This window comes from Fischerella sp. PCC 9605, from assembly GCF_000517105.1.
Classification (GTDB): domain Bacteria; phylum Cyanobacteriota; class Cyanobacteriia; order Cyanobacteriales; family Nostocaceae; genus PCC9605.
Genome location: NZ_KI912151.1, coordinates 1,118,820 through 1,136,461 on the forward strand (window position 1 = coordinate 1,118,820; position 17,642 = coordinate 1,136,461).

6 protein-coding genes are annotated in these 17,642 nt (G+C 39.2%); all 6 read right to left on the reverse strand.

The window, feature by feature from the left end; translation table 11 throughout:
- A partial coding sequence (locus FIS9605_RS0129925) for a non-ribosomal peptide synthetase (RefSeq protein ID WP_026735865.1) occupies positions 1-2,666 on the reverse strand: 2,666 nt, incomplete at its 3' end.
- A 238-nt stretch (positions 2,667-2,904) separates the two neighbouring features.
- On the reverse strand, positions 2,905-4,155 hold the full coding sequence (gene ectB, locus FIS9605_RS0129930; protein ID WP_026735866.1) for a diaminobutyrate--2-oxoglutarate transaminase: 1,251 nt from the start codon (positions 4,153-4,155) through the stop codon (positions 2,905-2,907).
- Between the two features lie 63 nt (positions 4,156-4,218).
- Positions 4,219-5,127, reverse strand: coding sequence for a cupin-like domain-containing protein (locus tag FIS9605_RS0129935; RefSeq protein WP_231510500.1), 909 nt, complete (start codon positions 5,125-5,127; stop codon positions 4,219-4,221).
- A gap of 90 nt (positions 5,128-5,217) precedes the next feature.
- Positions 5,218-6,627, reverse strand: coding sequence for a condensation domain-containing protein (locus FIS9605_RS0129940; protein ID WP_026735868.1), 1,410 nt, complete (start codon positions 6,625-6,627; stop codon positions 5,218-5,220).
- Positions 6,628-6,632: 5 nt separating this feature from the next.
- A complete protein-coding gene (locus FIS9605_RS0129945; protein ID WP_026735869.1) occupies positions 6,633-12,797 on the reverse strand; it encodes a type I polyketide synthase in 6,165 nt (2,054 codons plus the stop codon).
- Between the two features lie 113 nt (positions 12,798-12,910).
- Positions 12,911-17,629, reverse strand: coding sequence for a non-ribosomal peptide synthetase (locus FIS9605_RS38615; protein ID WP_231510501.1), 4,719 nt, complete (start codon positions 17,627-17,629; stop codon positions 12,911-12,913).
- Positions 17,630-17,642: the final 13 nt, after the last annotated feature.

Here is a 17,642-nt window from a genome sequence, read left to right on the forward strand (position 1 = left end):
AGTTGAGCGACAGTAGGTGCTTCAAACAAACAGCGTAAAGGTAACTCTAGCTTAAAAGCTTCCCGCAACCTGGAAATAGCTTGGGTCGCCAATAAAGAATGTCCACCCAAATCAAAGAAATTATCATGAATACCGATATGCTCTTGCTTTAATACCTGACCCCAAATATCAGCAACGATCTCCTCTGTGGGAGTACGAGGTGCAACAAAACCCAATTCAGACTCATTCTTGAAACTTGGTACAGGTAATGCGCGGCGATCTACTTTACCACTGGGAGCCAGGGGCAATGCTTCGAGCAGTACAATTGCAGAAGGAACCATATGCCCTGGTAGCTTTTGTTGAAGAAAATCACGTAACTGTTGGACTAGCTGATTACTAGTTGCATCATCCTGACAAAACTCAGACTTAGGCACAACATAAGCCACCAAGCGTTTATCATCACCGTTGTGTTCTCTAACTACAACTACAGCNTCCCTAACTGCTTGGTGTTGAACCAAAAATGCCTCAATCTCTCCCAACTCAACCCGGAAACCGCGAAGTTTCACCTGATGGTCAATACGTCCGAGGAATTCTATATTGCCATCACCAAGCCATCTTCCCAAATCTCCAGTTTTATAGATTAAATCTGGGCGATTTGCTGGTAAGTTGTTGCTCGCATCTGTAAACGGGTTAGGAACAAAGCTTAATTTAGTTTTTTCTTCGTTTTTCCAGTAACCAGCACCCACACCAATTCCCGATACACAAATCTCTCCTGGAGCACCAATCGGTAATAATTGCATTTGCCGATCGAGAATGTAGAGATTTAAGTTTGCTAAGGGTTTACCAATTGGAACTGTTCGCTGATTTTCTGGCAAAGGCTTGTCAACGATAAACTGGGTGATATCATCTGCTGCTTCAGTCGGACCGTAAGCATTCGCAATTTTGACGGAGGGATATATCTGCAACCACTTATTTACCCAACTTACTGATACCGGTTCCCCCACAACCATCATCCATTTCAAAGATGGTAATTCTCTTTCGGCAATTGCTAGCCTTGAAGTATATTCTAGTAAGCTGCCAAATAATGCTGGTACTAATTCAACAACTGTAATTTTTGATGATTTGAGTACTTGGAATAGTTTTTCAGGAATCGCAACAGTTTCAAGATCTACTATTACCGTCTTTCCACCGATGAAAAGTGGTGCCAAAAATTGCCAGACAGAAATATCTGTTGAAGAAGGGGCGCTTTGCAGAAAACAAAATTCTTCTGTTAATTCCAACTCATCAAATTGGGCATAAATATGATTGACTGCACCATCATGTCTGACTATTGCTCCTTTGGGTAGACCTGTAGAACCTGATGTATACAGCATGTAAGCTGGATCGCCAGCATCATTTATTTGCTCTATATTCTCTTTGGGAAGGTTGTTGAAATCAAGTTGATCGTATATTTTTAATTCTTTGTTTTGAGTAAGCTGTATACTTTCGGGAACAAGTTCATCTAAACAGATAATAGATTTTAATTGAGAACAGTTACTTATCAAGTCTGTTAGAACATTTAATAGCGAAAAGTCAGTTAAGAGAAACCTCACTTCACTATTAGATAACATGTATTCAATTCTATTTGGTGGGTAAGTACTATCAATGGGTACATATGCACCACCTGCCTTGTATATCGCAAGGATAGCAACAAGGAAATTGATATCGCGGTCTTTAAAGATGCCAACAAATTCACCTTTGTTTACTCCTAGTTTACGCAAAATTCCAGCTAACTGATTAGCTTTCTCATTTAGTTCTTGATAAGTTAATTGAGTTTTTTCATGAACTACAGCTATATTGTTAGGTGTTTTATCTACTTGCTCTTCAAACAAGACATTAATAGTTTTTGTAATTGGATATATTTGAATATTGCTATTATATTGTTCTAGTAGTTTATGTTTATCGTAGTCATTTAGAAAAACAATATCTGATATTTTAATATCAATATTGCTGATAACATTTTCAATCACATTTATGTAGTAATGACTTATTAATTTAATATTTTCATCATTGAAAATGGTCTCACTATACTCTATCGAGCCACTAATAGAGCCATTTTCTACAATAAAAGAAACTGTAATATCATTATTAAGTTTTGCTAACTCAGTTTTACTGTGAATATTTTCTAATAATATGACTATATCAAAAATTGGACAGCGATTCTGACTTTGAGGCAAATTTAATAATTCAATTAATTCATCAAAACAATAGTCCTGATGGCTGTAAGCTTTAATTACAGTTTCTTTTACTTGAATAAGAAAATTTTTAAATGTAATTTCATTACTTAGCTGAGTACGCAAAGGAATAACCTTATCATCAATTAAATAATCTAGATTTATGCCATCTATTTTTTTATATACTGGTATTCCGACGATCAGATCATTATTTCTAGTGTATTTTTGCAGTAGTATCTTGAATGCCGATAAAAGCATTAAGTATACCAAAAAGTAAGAACCTTTAGTTAACTTGATTATTGCTTGAGATAAGTAATTAGGTAACTCAAAAGTATGGCTTTTATTTTTCCCACTATACTGTGGGGGTCTAACATAATCCTGTATAAAATTTGTTTCTGGTAGCTCTCCAGAGAGTTTGTTTAACCAGTATATTTTTTGAGAAAATAACTCTTGTGGTTCTAATGTTGTAGTCATCATTTTTATCTGATTTAAGTTGGTTCTTCTAGCAAAACTGGTATAGCAATATTAGTTTTTAGGGACTGACAGGAAAAAAATAACTATTTGTAGAGTGTGAAGCGACGAAAATTTACTCTATAAATCCGGTTATTATACCTAGCCTCATGCACCAACGACGATTGTTATTTCAAGGTGAGGTAAATCTAAAAAGTGATGTATATTATTAAAACGCAAGTCCCTTAGTTGAAAATCTGATTTACAGACATTCATTAAAGGCCGCTTCTAGAATTGAACAACCTTTTTTTAAGGTAGACATTTCAATTGTTAGAGGAGGTAATAATTTAATTACGGTATCATTTCTACCTGCTCTTTCAACTATTAATCCCTTTTCAAAACAACGCATTGTGATGTTTTTAGCGAGACTGTTACCACCAAAATTTGCCAAATCTATACCCCAAATCATGCCTATTCCGCGTATTGCTATGTTTTCACTGATTGGCGATATTCGTTGAGATAGAAAATTTTTCAAGAAAAGCTCTTTGACTTTAACATCCTGTTCAAGATTGCTACTTTCTCTATACTCTAGAGCAGCTGTAGCTCCTACAAATGCTAATTGATTACCTCTAAAAGTGCCATTGTGCTCACCAGGTTCCCAAATATCCAATTCTGGCTTAATTAATAATACCGACATTGGAAACCCATATCCACTTATCGATTTAGAGAGTATGACTATATCGGGAACAATACCTGCTCTTTCAAAAGAAAAGAAAGAGCCTGTTCTACCACAACCAACTTGAATATCATCGCAGATTAATAAAATATCATTCTCGTCACACAACTTCCTTAGTCTTTGCATCCACTCAATTGGGGCAATAACAACTCCTCCTTCAGCTTGGACTGTTTCAAAGATAATCGCTGCTGGTTTTTCAATCCCGGAATTAATGTCATTTAAAACTGACTCTATATATTTTATAGTGTCAAAACTCTCCATAAACCCATAGGGATAAGGCATAAATGTTACATTATTTAATGTTCCAATTGCTCCTGCTCGAATTCCGGTATTAGCAGTAATTGATAAGCTCCCCAAAGTCATTCCATGATAGGCTCCCATAAAGGAGAATATACCTGGTCTTTTTTTGACTTTTCTAGCTAATTTTAAAGCTGCTTCGACAGCATTTGTTCCAGTTGGGCCGCAGAACTGAATGCGATAATCTAACTGTTTTGTACTTAGTACTACCTCATTAAATTTAGCTAAAAACTTCTCTTTAGCAGAAGTATACATATCCAAACCATGTGCGATTCCATCGGCATCTAAATATGACATAACCTTTTGTTTGATATAGTCATGATTATGTCCATAATTTAAAGCACCTGCACCAGCAAAAAAATCTATGTATTCTTCACCTGATTCAGCATAAACTATGGAACCCTTAGCTCGATGAAATATTGCAGGAAAACTACGGCAATAGCTTCTGACGTTTGATTCACACTTTTCAAATATATTCATGCAACTGCTCTCCATTTTTCTATTATTAGTTTTTTGGTTAAATTTATGAAAAATTTGACATTATCAAGATACATAATTTAAATACGATTTATAAAATTTAAAAATTATTGGCGAAGGTATTTTAAATACTAATCCCATAGTTATTAAAAAGTTATAGTATGAATTTTGAATGGGCATACCCTTTACACTAGCAGCTAGAGCATTCAAGGAGCTTTTTCTAGTGTGCCAATCAATATTAAAAGAAATTGACATATCTAAGCTTCTAACATGATGTAACGTTCCAGGAGGCATATATAAGATATCTCCAGGATTTACAATAAATTTGATTGGTCTGGCATTTTTATATTCAGGATATTTATTAAAATCCGGTTTTTCGGGATTCACAAGAAACCATCGCCAGCCCTGACGATAACAATATTTAGTATCTTCAGGTAGTAATATGGTAAATTGTTTGCGTCCAACTATCTGGAAAAAAATATTGTTAGTGAGAAGACAATCAAAATGTAGTGGAGTAATACTATTAGAACAACCCAAGAAAAATTGACAGTAACGCCACCACTTGTACCAATACCATTTTGGCAAGTAATCTAGGGGAAATGGTTGAGCGTCTTCTATAAGTGAAGGAATTAAGCTAAATAAAGGTAGGTCGTGGCAATATGGTGGTGAAGGATTATTCAGAGAATCAGCTTCATAGTTTTCTATTAATTCTATATATTTTTCCATTGTCAGGTTACATACTTCAATTCCCTGATCGCTAAATTTTTTTGCATAAATATTTAGAGAAGGTGATAATTGTTTTAAGTATTTTAAAGACCATTGACTAAAGCTATTCCAGCTAGGAATAACTCCGGAGATTATGACTGGTTTTCCCATTTCAACATAATCTTTGGTAAATTCATTACTTGAAAGTTTATATCTTCTTTCTATTTCAGGTATAGTTATCATACTTGAATTAATTTCACTACTTTTCATAATCAATAAATTGATATCTGCACTTAATTAGCTGTATATACAATTACTTTTTTACTGTCTATGAATCGACTAACTCAATTAGTATATTCATTAGCTAATCACAGCTAATCCCCAATCAAATAATGCTGCTTCTTTTTCTAAAGCTGTTGATATTTGCTGTTGTTTTGGAGTCAAAAATGATAAATCCTTAATTTTAACCAAAGGATTAGTCATTATGTATTGTAAGAGTATTTTAAACTCTGTAATTATCCCAGTAATTGTAGCAATATCAAATCTACGACAATCATATGAAATTGCTACTATCATTTCGGATTCTGGATATATAACTAAATTCAAAGGGTAATTGGTTCTGAAATACTCGCCTTTATCTGCAACAATTTCTACATTTCCTTTCCAACTTCGTACAGATTGACTATCTGGAACGTTCTCAACTACAACAAAAGTTTCAAACATAGGTAAATCTCGAGGTACTTCACTCCACCCTTGAATTTGTGTAAGTGAAGTGTATTCATGATGACGTACTTCTACTAATTGAGTCTGAAGATCTTGAAGCCATGACAACAACTGTTGCTCGGTATTTAACTTCACATTCATTGGTAAGGTATTTATAAATACACCAACCATTGAATCTACTTCGGCTAAGTCTACTGGTCTTCCTGTGACAGTGCAGCCATAGACTATGTTGTTACGACAAGTGTAACGACTAAGGAGAATAGACCAGATTCCATTAACTAATGTAGCCAGAGTAAGACGATTTTGTGCAGTAAAAGATAATAGTGCCTTTGTACTTGCTTCTGATAGCTTAAATTTCTCCTGATCGTACCTTTCTTCTTGGAATGGTAACTGTTTATTTTCTATATAACTTAGAGGAGTTGGTGCTTTAATTCCTGCTAATGTTTGTCTCCAAAAATTTTCAGTTTTTGCTATATTCTGCTCTTGTAACCAGTCGATATAATCTCGAAAAGGTCGATTTGATGTAAATCTTACTTCTTTACCTTCACAAAGTGCTTCGTAAATTTGTAGACATTCATCCAATATTATCGCAGAAGACCATCCGTCTGTAATTATATGATGAAAACTCCAAACAAATTCATAGTAATCATCAGCAAGGCGAATTAAAGTTAGACGCATTAGGCATGGTTGCGAAAAGTCAAAATATAATTTGCGATCGCTCTCATAAAATGATTTCAATCGCTCTTCCTGCTCTGCTCGCTCAAGACCACGCCAATCATATTGATTTAAGGAAATTTCTACTTTTTTATAGACAACTTGTAGTGGATTATCAATGTCTTCCCAGTAAAATGCTGTACGCCAAATTGCGTGTCTATCTACAACTTTTTGCCATGCTTCTTCAAAAGCCTCAATATTTAGATTACCACGTAAACCTATGGGAACATGAAAAAAATATAATGATGATTCTCTCTCGTACAAAGAGTGGAAGAGCATACCTTCTTGTACGGGCGTAAGTTTATATATGTCCTCTATATTTTCTGCTTTCATTGTGCTTATTCCTCATTTGCTCGGTTGATTTTCGCCATAAGTTTATCTAAGTTTTGTTGGCTCAAGTTAGCTCTTGGAAAGTCAGAAGGTGTATATTTTTGTCTTTCAATAGATTGACAGTGAGCAATAATATTTCGCAGAGCTTCAATGAAATTTGAAGCTAATGTTTCAATGGTTTCTCGACGATGAACCGCTGTATTGTAAATCCAATTCAATTGAAGCTGTGACTGAACAATAACTCCATTTATTTCCAATAAGTAAAATCTATTTGTTCTTGGACTTTGGTTCAATCTAACGGGCTGCTGAGCTAAATTAAATAAAGATGACTGCGAAATGACTGGGTCAAAATCACCTAAGTATTTAAAACTTACTTGAGGTTGAGGAAAGGATTTTAGCTTTGACTTAACTTCTTGATTACCGCTTACATAGCGAAGTACATCATACCCAGTACCTCTATTTGGAATGCTACGCAAATACTCTTTGACTGCTACCAGTGCATTTCCTTGGTCGGAAGCCTCTGTTATATCCAAAAGAGCAGGGAAGCAAGTTGTCAATAAACCAACTGTACGAGACAAGGATATATCATTTATATTTTTGAAGATTTTCTCTCGACTATTATCTTCAACATCTACCCATAGTTGCAGTTCTCCCGTCCACTTTGCAAAAGCTTGGACTAACGCTGTTAGTAGAACATCGTTGATTTGGGTATTATAAGCCTTATTGACATTTTTTAATAAGGCTTGCGTTTCTTTTTTATCCAGAGAAATTGATACTATGTCAGCGCTAGCTCCTGTATTTTCCCTTGCAGGATAGTCAACAGGTAGACTGCGGAAAGGTTTTTGGGCTTTTGCTAACCAGTAGTCTTGCTCCCGCATAATTTCTAAAGTCTCAGCATACTCTTGCATACACTGCGCCCATTGTTTGAATGAAGTGGTTTTATCAGGCAAATGTATTGCTTTACCTTGGTTGAGTTGCTGATAGGCTGTTTGCAAATCTTCTAGCAAAATTTGCCAAGAAACTGCATCTACTAAAAGATGGTGGATAGTAATTAATAGGTAGCTATTTTTCTGCGACTGCAATTCAATAAAAGCAACTTTTACAAGCGAACCTTCACTTAAGTTGAAATTATTTTGCCTTTCTTGAATCGCTGACTCCAAAGCATCTTTTTGCTCATTTTCTGAAAGTGAAGACAAATTTACATGCTCGCATACCATTACATCTACATCATTGGTATTAGCTTCAATTTGTTGCCAGCCAGATTCTTTTTGAATAAAACGTAGACGAAATATATCGTGGTATTGAATCACATATTGTACAGCCTGCTCTAATACCTTGGGATTGCATGTTTGTTGTATCTCCAGCAGTAGAGATTGGTTCAAGGAATGTACATCTGGCTGATTTTGAGCGATGAACCGATGCTGAATGGGTGTGAGGTATACTTCTCCTGTTCGTAAACTATTTTCAGTTTGTTTAGGTTCAAGCATACATGCTGCTATTGCTAATTCAGCAATATTCTGATGCTGAAACATTTGTTGAGCTGTTAACTTTAAGCCTAATTTGTTTGCTTTGGCAACCACTTGAATTGCGAGAACAGAATCTCCTCCTAATTCAAAAAAGTTATCATGAATGCCTATTTGGTCTATCCCAAGACGTTGTTGCCAAATTTCAGCTAATTTTTGTTCAACTTCGTTACGGGGAGCTACGTAATCATTCTCTAAATTAGGGCGAGGATGATTCAGTACAGTAATATTTGCTGAAACTAATTTCTCTTCTAATATCGCCAATTCCTCTTCCACTTGGAAGGATTTACTTCGTTCAATTAAGGTTGGAAAATCTTGTGTTGATACAACGATATGAGGCAAGTTACTTTCTAAAGCGCGATGAAAGGCATCAATACCTTCTTGAGGCTTAATTCCTAATTTTAAGTTAGCTTCCTCCCGCATCTGCTTAATTTCATCTGGTACTACAGTCTCGACTTCCATTCCTACTTGCCAAGGACCCCAGCTAATTGATACTGTCGATTGACTCGATTTGCAAGCACAATAGTGAGCGTATGTGTCAAGAAAAGCATTTGCTGCACAGTAATCTACTTGTCCAAAGTGTCCCAAGATAGAAGTTTGGGATGAACAAAGCACAAAGAAATCTAAATTGTAATTTTTTAAAACTTTCTCTAGTACTAGCGTTCCCCTGACTTTTGCTGCTAGTACGCTGTTTGCCATGTCCCTTGTCTTGAGTTGAATTATGCCACCTGGAGCGATACCTGCTGTATGAATGACACCATCGATACGGCCAAATTGTTTTAACGCTTGAGCAACTACTGTTTGCATTTGTTCAAGATTAGCTACATCGGCACTGTTAACTTGAACAATAGCTCCTAATTTCTCAAGTGCCAGCACTTTCTCGATTTTACGGCTTACACTATCTTGGTTGTCATGGGTTGCTAACCATTGTTCCCACTGTGAGCGTTCAGGTAGCCCTTTTCGTCCAACCAGAATTAAATTAGCCTGTGCTGTCTTCGCTAAGTTTTCTGCCAATACCAAACCAATACCACCAAGTCCCCCGGTAATTAAGTAAACTCCTCCTTCTCTTAACTTAGTTGTATTTGCGATGTCTCGATCTAGCCGCACAGGTTCAAAAGTTTGAACCCAGCGATGATAACCACGGTAGGCTATTATGTTATCCGTCTGTTGTGCAGTAATTTCTGTGACAAGATAATCTATGAGTTTCTGTACTGGCGGGTTTTTGCAAGAAGAAATTACTATGTCAATAGTACGGCAAGTTATCTTGGGGTATTCCAGTGGAATAACCTTACATGGCCCTAGTATCGTTGCTTTTTCAGGACATAAACTATCCTCGCCAGTGACATCATGTACGTTACTTGTTACAACTATCAACTTCAAAGCATCGGTAATATTCCGTCTTCCCAACGCTTGTGCTAGAAATAACAAACTCCAGAAACCCAAATTTTGGCTATCTTCAAAAAACTGATGCGATGATTCTGTTTGTTTTACTGGCTCATTGCCAGGCAAAGTATCATTTGGTGTAACGCTCCAAAAGTGAGCGAAATGCCATACGGGACGCTTCGCGATCGCATTTGGGTTTAAATCCAATTTGCTAAGTTCTTGTAGCAAGGTATCATAGTCACTACTTGTTTGGGGATTAATTGCGTAAGCGCGATCGCCTAACTTGGTAAACTGCTCTCCAATTGTCACAGTGATGACATAATGACCCTGTAATTCCAACTGTTTGGCAACTTGCGAACCAACTCCACTAGTATCAACAAAGACTAAGCAACATGGCTTTTGTTCTGATTTTGATGGTATATGGGGAGAGCGTTTCCAAGAGGGAACGTAAAACCAGTCGGCAAGATTCGGTTTTTTGTGTAATGCTTGCTGCGATCGCGTAGCCAAGTTAGCTTCAGGATTGGCATCAATCCAGTAACGCTGACGTTCAAATGGATACGTCGGTAAGGGAATGCGATCGCGTTGTTCATTGGTATAAAAACCAGACCAATCTACTTCTACCCCTTCCAGCCAAAGGCGACCCAATGTATTCATTAAAAATGCGACATCTGACTGTTGCTCGTAGGAATGCCGCAGGGAAGCGAGCATCACCAATTGAGTTTTATCGTTACTTTCTATACATTGCGATGCGAAACTGATCAATGCTTGACCAGGGCCAACCTCTAATAAAATCGGATTGTCTTTTTGCCATAACTGTTGCAATCCCTCAGCAAAGCGTACTGTTTGACAGAGGTGGTTTACCCAATAACCGGGATCTGTTGCTTGCTCTGCTGTAATCCAAGTTCCGGTGACGTTAGAAACATAAGGAATTTTCGGAGGTTTGAGGCTAAATGTTTTGACTAAATCGCCAAAGGCTGGTGCGATCGCCTCCATCATGACAGAATGAAAAGCATGAGAAGTCTGCAAACGTCTACCAACTAAATCTTGTTGGCTCAATTGTCGCTCCCATTCTTCCATAGCATCTGTGGCACCTGCAATCACACACAATGATGACCCGTTGATTGCAGACATAGAGATTTTTTCATTTAGGAGGGGCTGTATCTCTGACTCTGAAAGCGGAACCGCCAACATTGCCCCTTCAGGCAACTCTTGAATCATTTGCGCTCTTTTAGCTACCAGGGTTAAAGCATCTTCAACAGACAAAACTTCAGCTAGAGTTGCTGCTACATATTCACCGATGCTGTAGCCAATCATCGCCGCCGGACGAATTCCCCACGATATCCACAACTGAGCTAAAGCATATTCAATGACAAATATAGCTGGTTGGGTAAGAAAGGTTTGATTCAGTTGTTGAGTGGCGACATCTGCTTGTTCCTCCCCACGACCTAACATTTTTCGCAAATCTAGCCCAGTCGATTGAGTATTTTGTTTTTGCTTGCTGCCATTTGAGCTGTTTCTATTGGGATACAAGACATCTCGCAAATCTAAACCAAGGTGGGGTTTGAGGAGTTCGCAGCATTGGTCAACACAGGCGCGAAATGTTGGCTCAGTTTGGTAAAGTTCAAGAGCCATATCAATGTAGTGAGTTCCCAGTCCAGAAAACATGAAGGCAACAGGACGTTGCTGAGTTTTCTGAGTACTGGTGATAACTCGCTTTGGTTCTTGAAGTGCGTTGACAGCATCTTGGATATCTCGGCAGACAACCATACGCCGATAGTCGAAAGCTTTTCGCCCAACCTGCAATGTGTAAGCTGCATCGGCAAGGTTTAAATCGGGATGTTCTCGGAAATAATTAGCTAAATTTGTTGTAGCCGTTTCTAGCGCTGAACTGGTTTTGGCAGATAGCATCAATAATTGCCAAGAGCGAGAGGGGCTGGAAGCTTCTACAACCGGGGCTTCTTCCAGAATTACATGGGCATTGGTTCCCCCTAATCCAAAGGAACTAACTCCCGCACGTCTGGGAGTGCCATTGGTTTGCCATTTGGCCAGTGTGGTATTGACGTAGAAAGGACTGTTGGCAAAGTCAATTTCGGGATTAGGCGAAGTAAAGTGTAAGCTTGGAGGTATTTGTTTGTGCTTAAGGGCTAAGACAGTTTTGATTAATCCCGCCACACCAGCCGCAGTGTCCAAATGCCCAATATTGGTTTTGACGGAACCAATGGCGCAGAATCCTTTCTTTTGGGTACTTGTCTGAAAAGCTTGTGTGAGAGCAGCAATTTCAATGGGATCTCCTAAAGCTGTTCCTGTCCCGTGAGTCTCAATATAAGTAATACTCTCAGGCTCTACTTCGGCTACTAATTGGGCTGTTCTAATTACCTTTGCTTGGGTCTCGATGCGGGGTGCTGTATAGCTAACCTTGAATGAACCATCATTATTGATAGCTGAACCTTTGATTACAGCATGAATGCGATCGCGATCGCTAAGAGCATCGTCTAATCGCTTCAACACTACAATGCCTACACCCTCGCCCCCCACACTTCCCTGTGCATTAGCATCAAATGCACGGCAGTGTCCGTCAGGAGACATTATTCCGCCTTCTGTGTACAGATATCCAGCTTTTCTTTCTGTATGTATGGCAACGCCACCAGCTAAAGCGATATCACATTCGCCATTCAACAAGCTCATGATAGCTAAATGGACAGCGACTAAGGATGTCGAGCAGGCAGTTTGAACTGTATAACTAGGTCCAGTTAGATTAAGTTTATAGGAAGTACGTGTAGAAAGGAAATCTTTATCACAAGCTATTGCTAGTTGTTGTTCATCTACTGAGATAATCTTTTGATTTGAATAAACGTTGAGTAAATAGCCGTTTAAGCCAGCTCCAGCGAAAACACCTACTGAATATTTCTCTATTCCAGATTTATATCCCGCATTTTCTAAAGCTTCCCATGCACACTCTAAAAAAATGCGATGCTGCGGATCGGTAATTTCTGCTTCTCTAGGATTGAATCCAAAAAAAGAAGCGTCAAATAATTCTGCATCTTCTACTACAGCATTTGCCTTAACATAATTAGGGTAACTTAGAACCTCTGCATCTACTCCTGATTCCAACAGTTCTTCATCATTGAAAAAAGAGATTGATTCTACACCATTTTGAAGATTATTCCAGAATTCATCAATGTTTTTGGCTCCAGGAAATCTTCCTGCTAATCCAATAATTGCTATTTCTGAACCATTGATAGAAGTTGATGCTGTCGGAATATTCATTTCTTTAATTATTCCTTCAATATTTTCAAGAGATTTGCTTTTTAGCAGACGTTTTCTTTCACGATATTGAGATAATTTGATGCTGTCGGAATACTAATTTATTTCAATTAATCCTAAATATTTTCAAAAGATTTTATTTTTCGCAGACGTTTTCTTTGTTGAGCTTTACCATCTGCAATTTTCTCGGCGATATTAGCCATCATATCAGGAGATGGTTGTTGATTTTTGACTTGATTAAAATAATTTGCTAAAGAGTTTATGGTCGGATATCTAAATAGGTCTAGAACAGATAAATCTCTTTTAAATGCTTCACGCAACTTGCTATGAACTTGAACCAAGAGCAATGAATGACCGCCAAGTTCAAAGAAGTTATCATGAATTCCTACGTCTTCAAGTTGAAGTAATTTTTGCCAAATATCAGCTATAGTTTGTTCTACTTCAGTTTGAGGTGGCTGATAAACCGCCTCCAATTCAGGACGCGCTGTATCAGGTGCAGGTAGTGCCTTACGGTCAACCTTACCATTAGGTGTTAGCGGGAGTGCCTCCAACGTGACAAAAGCTGCTGGCACCATGTAGTTTGGCAACTTTGCCTCTAACAGAGTGCGTAGTTCAGAAATCGTTGGGGTTTGTTCTTTTTGGGGAACTATATAGGCGACAATTCGTTGAGAATCTGCTTGTGCTTTTGAACAATCAAGCGCAACCACAGCTTCTCGTACTCCTGGGTGTTGGCCGATCAGTGTTTCGATTTCTCCAAGTTCAATCCGGAAACCACGCAGTTTGACTTGGTTATCAATCCGACCAATGTATTCTATCTCTCCATTGGGTAAATAACGGGCTAAATCTCCTGTTTTGTACAGACGTGCTGATTTATCGCTAAAGGGATTGGGGATAAATTTTTCTGCGGTCAAATCAGGACGGTGGAAATAGCCCCTTGCAAGTCCTTCTCCACCTATACACAATTCGCCTGCTACACCTACAGGCACTAACTGATGATATTGGTCGAGGATATAAAGCTGCGTGTTTGCAATTGGATTACTAATTGGTACAGTGTTGTTAACAGTTTCTACCAGGCTAATGACTGACCAAATAGTGGTTTCGGTCGGGCCATACATGTTCCACAAACAGTCGCATCGCTCGAGTAACTGATTTGCTAGGTGTCCAGGTAAAGCTTCGCCACCACAGAGAATTTTGAATTGACGATCGCCATCCCAGCCTGCTGCCAAAAGTAACTGCCATGTCGCAGGTGTGGCTTGCATGACTGTAGCTTTTGAATCTATCAGTTTTGCTGATAACTGCGTTCCGTCCGAAACAATTTCCCGACTGGCGACTACCAAGCGAGCGCCTACTATGATTGGTAGGAACAGTTCTAATGCGGCAATATCAAACGAATAAGTAGTGACTGCTAGTAATGTGTCTTCGGATGTTAACCCTGGGGTTTGCCTCATGGAGTACAAAAAGTTGCTCAGAGCCCTGTGGGGAATTTGCACACCTTTGGGTTTGCCTGTGGAACCAGAGGTATAGATGACATAAGCTAGGCTGTCAGTAGTTAGTCGGGAGGATACATTTTCCTGGCTTTGTTGGGCGATTAGATGCCAATCAGTATCTAAACAAACCACTTGAGCTGTGTGTTGCGCTATTGCCTCTACAACAGATGCTTGAGTTAGCAAAACTGGCGCTTGAGTGTCTTCTAGTATAAAAGCTATGCGTTGTTTGGGATAGCTCGGGTCTAGCGGTACATATGCACCACCTGCCTTGAGAATCGCTAGCAGTCCGATCACCATAGAGAGCGATCGCTCTAGACAAATCCCTACTAATACTTCTGGTTTTACTCCCCATGAACGCAAGTAGTGTGCGAGTTGATTTGCTCTTTTGTTGAGTTCGTGGTAGCTTAGCTGTTGGTCATCAAACACCACTGCGATGGCATCGGGTGTGCGCTCTGCTTGAGCTTCAAATAATTGATGGATACATTGTTGTTGAGGATATTCAACTTTTGTATCATTCCACTCTCGTAGTAATTGATGCTGTTCAGCTTCCTTTAACAGTGGTAACTCCGACAAACGCTGCTGTGGATTGGCAACAACTGCTTCAAGCAACGTTTGCAAATGACCCGCCATCCGACAGATCGTATTTTCCGCAAATAAATCTGTATTGTACTCAAAACTCGCAACTAACCCTGACTCTGTTTCTGTCATAGATAGGGTTAAATCAAACTGGGCACTACCACTATCGCTTTCCAAAACAGTTAAAGTCAAACCAGGCAACTCTAACGCAGACATCGGTGCATTCTGAAGCACAAACATCACTTGAAATAGTGGTGTGTGGCTTAAGTCTCGCTGTGGTTGCAGTTGCTCGACTAACAACTCAAACGGCAAGTCTTGATGTGCATAAGCTCCTAGTGCTACTTCTCGCACCCGTTTTAGAAGCTCCTCAAAGCTGGGATTTCCCGCCAAGTTAGTTCGCAACACCAGAGTATTGACAAAAAATCCAATTAACCCTTCTATCTCTGCGCGGTTGCGATTGGCGATGGGTGAACCAATGACAATATCTTCTTGCCCTGTGTAACGCCATAGCAGTGTTTGGAAACCTGCCAACAGCGTCATAAATAAAGTACTTCCCTGTTGCTGACTCAATTTATTCAGGGCTGTGGATAATTCTTTCGAGAAATTAAATGAGTAGGTCGCACCCCTAAATGTCTGAATCGCTGGTCTTGGGTGGTCGGTGGGTAACTCTAATACTTTTGGTGCGTCCTCTAACTGCTCTGTCCAATAAGATTTCTGAGTTTCGAGTGTTTGTGCTTGCAGCCATTGTCGTTGCCAAGCCGCGAAGTCTACATACTGTATTGGCAGTTCAGCTAAGGGTGAAGGTTGACCATCACAGAAGGCTTGATAAAGTCTTGCTAACTCTTGTACCAGTACACCGATTGACCAGCCGTCAGAGACGATGTGGTGCATTGTCACTAGCACAATATGTTCTTGTTCGCTAAGACGTAATAGTTTGACTCTTAGTAGATGGTCGCTACTGATGTCAAAGGGTTGTTGTGCCTGTTGAGATATCTGCTGTTTAATTTCGGCTTGTTGTTGATTTGCTCCTAAGGAACTAATATCTAAGATTGACAATGTTAGGGGCTTTTGTTCCCAGATCACAGCGATTGGTTGCCCTTGTTTTGTTTGGAAGTTGGTTCGTAGTACTTCGTGACGCCTGATTATTTCGTTAAAACTTTGTTGTAATGCCTCTACATTCAATTGTCCCTCTAGGCGAACAGCAGCAGGAATATTGTAAAATGGGCTTTCTGGTTCTAATTGAGCTAGAAACCATAACCGCTGCTGGGCAAATGATAGCGGTAATTGTTGCGATCGCGCAATCCGCTCAATATTTGTCGCTTCAACTCCTGAGTCTACTTTAATCGCTTTTTCAATTTCTTTTGCTAACTCTGCTATTGTTTGTTTTTCAAATAAATAACGTAAAGGAAGCTCTACTTGAAATACTTGCCGAATTCGGGAAATCACACGAGTGGCGATTAAGGAATGTCCTCCTAATTCAAAGAAATTATTATCAATACCTACTTTGTCTATACCGAGTACTTCTGCCCAAATACCTGCTAATAAATTCTCAATCGGTGTGGAAGGAGGGACTAGATTGGATGATGATATCTGTGTTAATTCAGGTACAGGTAGCGCTTTGCGGTCAACCTTACCATTAGGTGTTAGCGGGAGTGTCTCCAATGTGACAAAAGCCGCCGGCACCATGTAGTTTGGCAACTTCGCTTCTAAAAAACCTCGTAGTTCAGGAATCGTTAGCATTTGTTCTGAGTTCGGAACTACATAGGCGACTATTCGTTGAGAATCCACTTCCGAAGCATGAACCGCAACTACAGCTTCTTGTACTCCTGGGTGCTGAATAATAACTGCTTCAATTTCTCCCAGTTCAATGCGGAAACCACGTACTTTTACTTGATTGTCAATCCGACCAAGATACTCTATCTCTCCATTCGGTAGATAGCGGGCTAAATCCCCAGTTTGATATAATCGTTCCCCTGGTAGGTTTGCGTAAGGATTGGGAATAAATTTATCCGCAGTCAGTTCTGCTTTGTTTAGATAACCACGAGCTAAACCAGCACCACCAATATATAACATCCCAGGTACACCGACAGGAACAGGTTGTAAATTTTGATCTAATAAATAAGTCTGGGTGTTGTGAATGGGGCGACCAATTGGTGGGGTATTACTAGCATCCTTCTGTATCCAAGCAAAGGTTGAATAAGTCGTATCTTCAGAAGGCCCATACAGGTTAAATACCTGTTTTATATGATCTTGCTTGTAAAGTTGTTGTACAAGTTGATTGTGAAGCGGTTCTCCTGCGATATTAACTGTTTGCACGCTCGTTGGAATACAATCATTTCTGATTAACTGTGAAATTACACTTGGGACAGTATTAATTAAGGTTACACCAAAAGCGGTTGGCAAAGCTGGTAAATATAGTGCATTCTCGATTAAAATTACCTTACCTCCGCAACACAGAGGCACAAACATCTCGAAGACTGAAAGGTCGAAGCAAATCGAGGTTGATGCCAAAACTCCAGCCCTCGCTTCCATCGCAAAGGTTTTGTTTGCCCAATCCAACATTGCAACTGTGCTAGCGTGTTTAATCATTACACCTTTGGGTTTGCCTGTGGAACCAGAGGTATAGATGACATAAGCTAGGCTGTCAGTAGTTAGTCGGGAGGATACATTTTCCTGGCTTTGTTGGGCGATTAGATGCCAATCAGTATCTAAACAAACCACTTGAGCTGTGTGTTGCGCTATTGCCTCTACAACAGATGCTTGAGTTAGCAAAACTGGCGCTTGA

Excerpts from the sequence above, each read along its gene's own strand:
- ectB (WP_026735866.1), bottom strand. The coding sequence starts at position 4,155 with ATGAATATATTTGAAAAGTGTGAATCAAACGTCAGAAGCTATTGCCGT.
- FIS9605_RS0129935 (WP_231510500.1), bottom strand. The coding sequence starts at position 5,127 with ATGAAAAGTAGTGAAATTAATTCAAGTATGATAACTATACCTGAAATA.
- FIS9605_RS0129940 (WP_026735868.1), bottom strand. The coding sequence starts at position 6,627 with ATGAAAGCAGAAAATATAGAGGACATATATAAACTTACGCCCGTACAA.
- FIS9605_RS0129945 (WP_026735869.1), bottom strand. The coding sequence starts at position 12,797 with ATGAATATTCCGACAGCATCAACTTCTATCAATGGTTCAGAAATAGCA.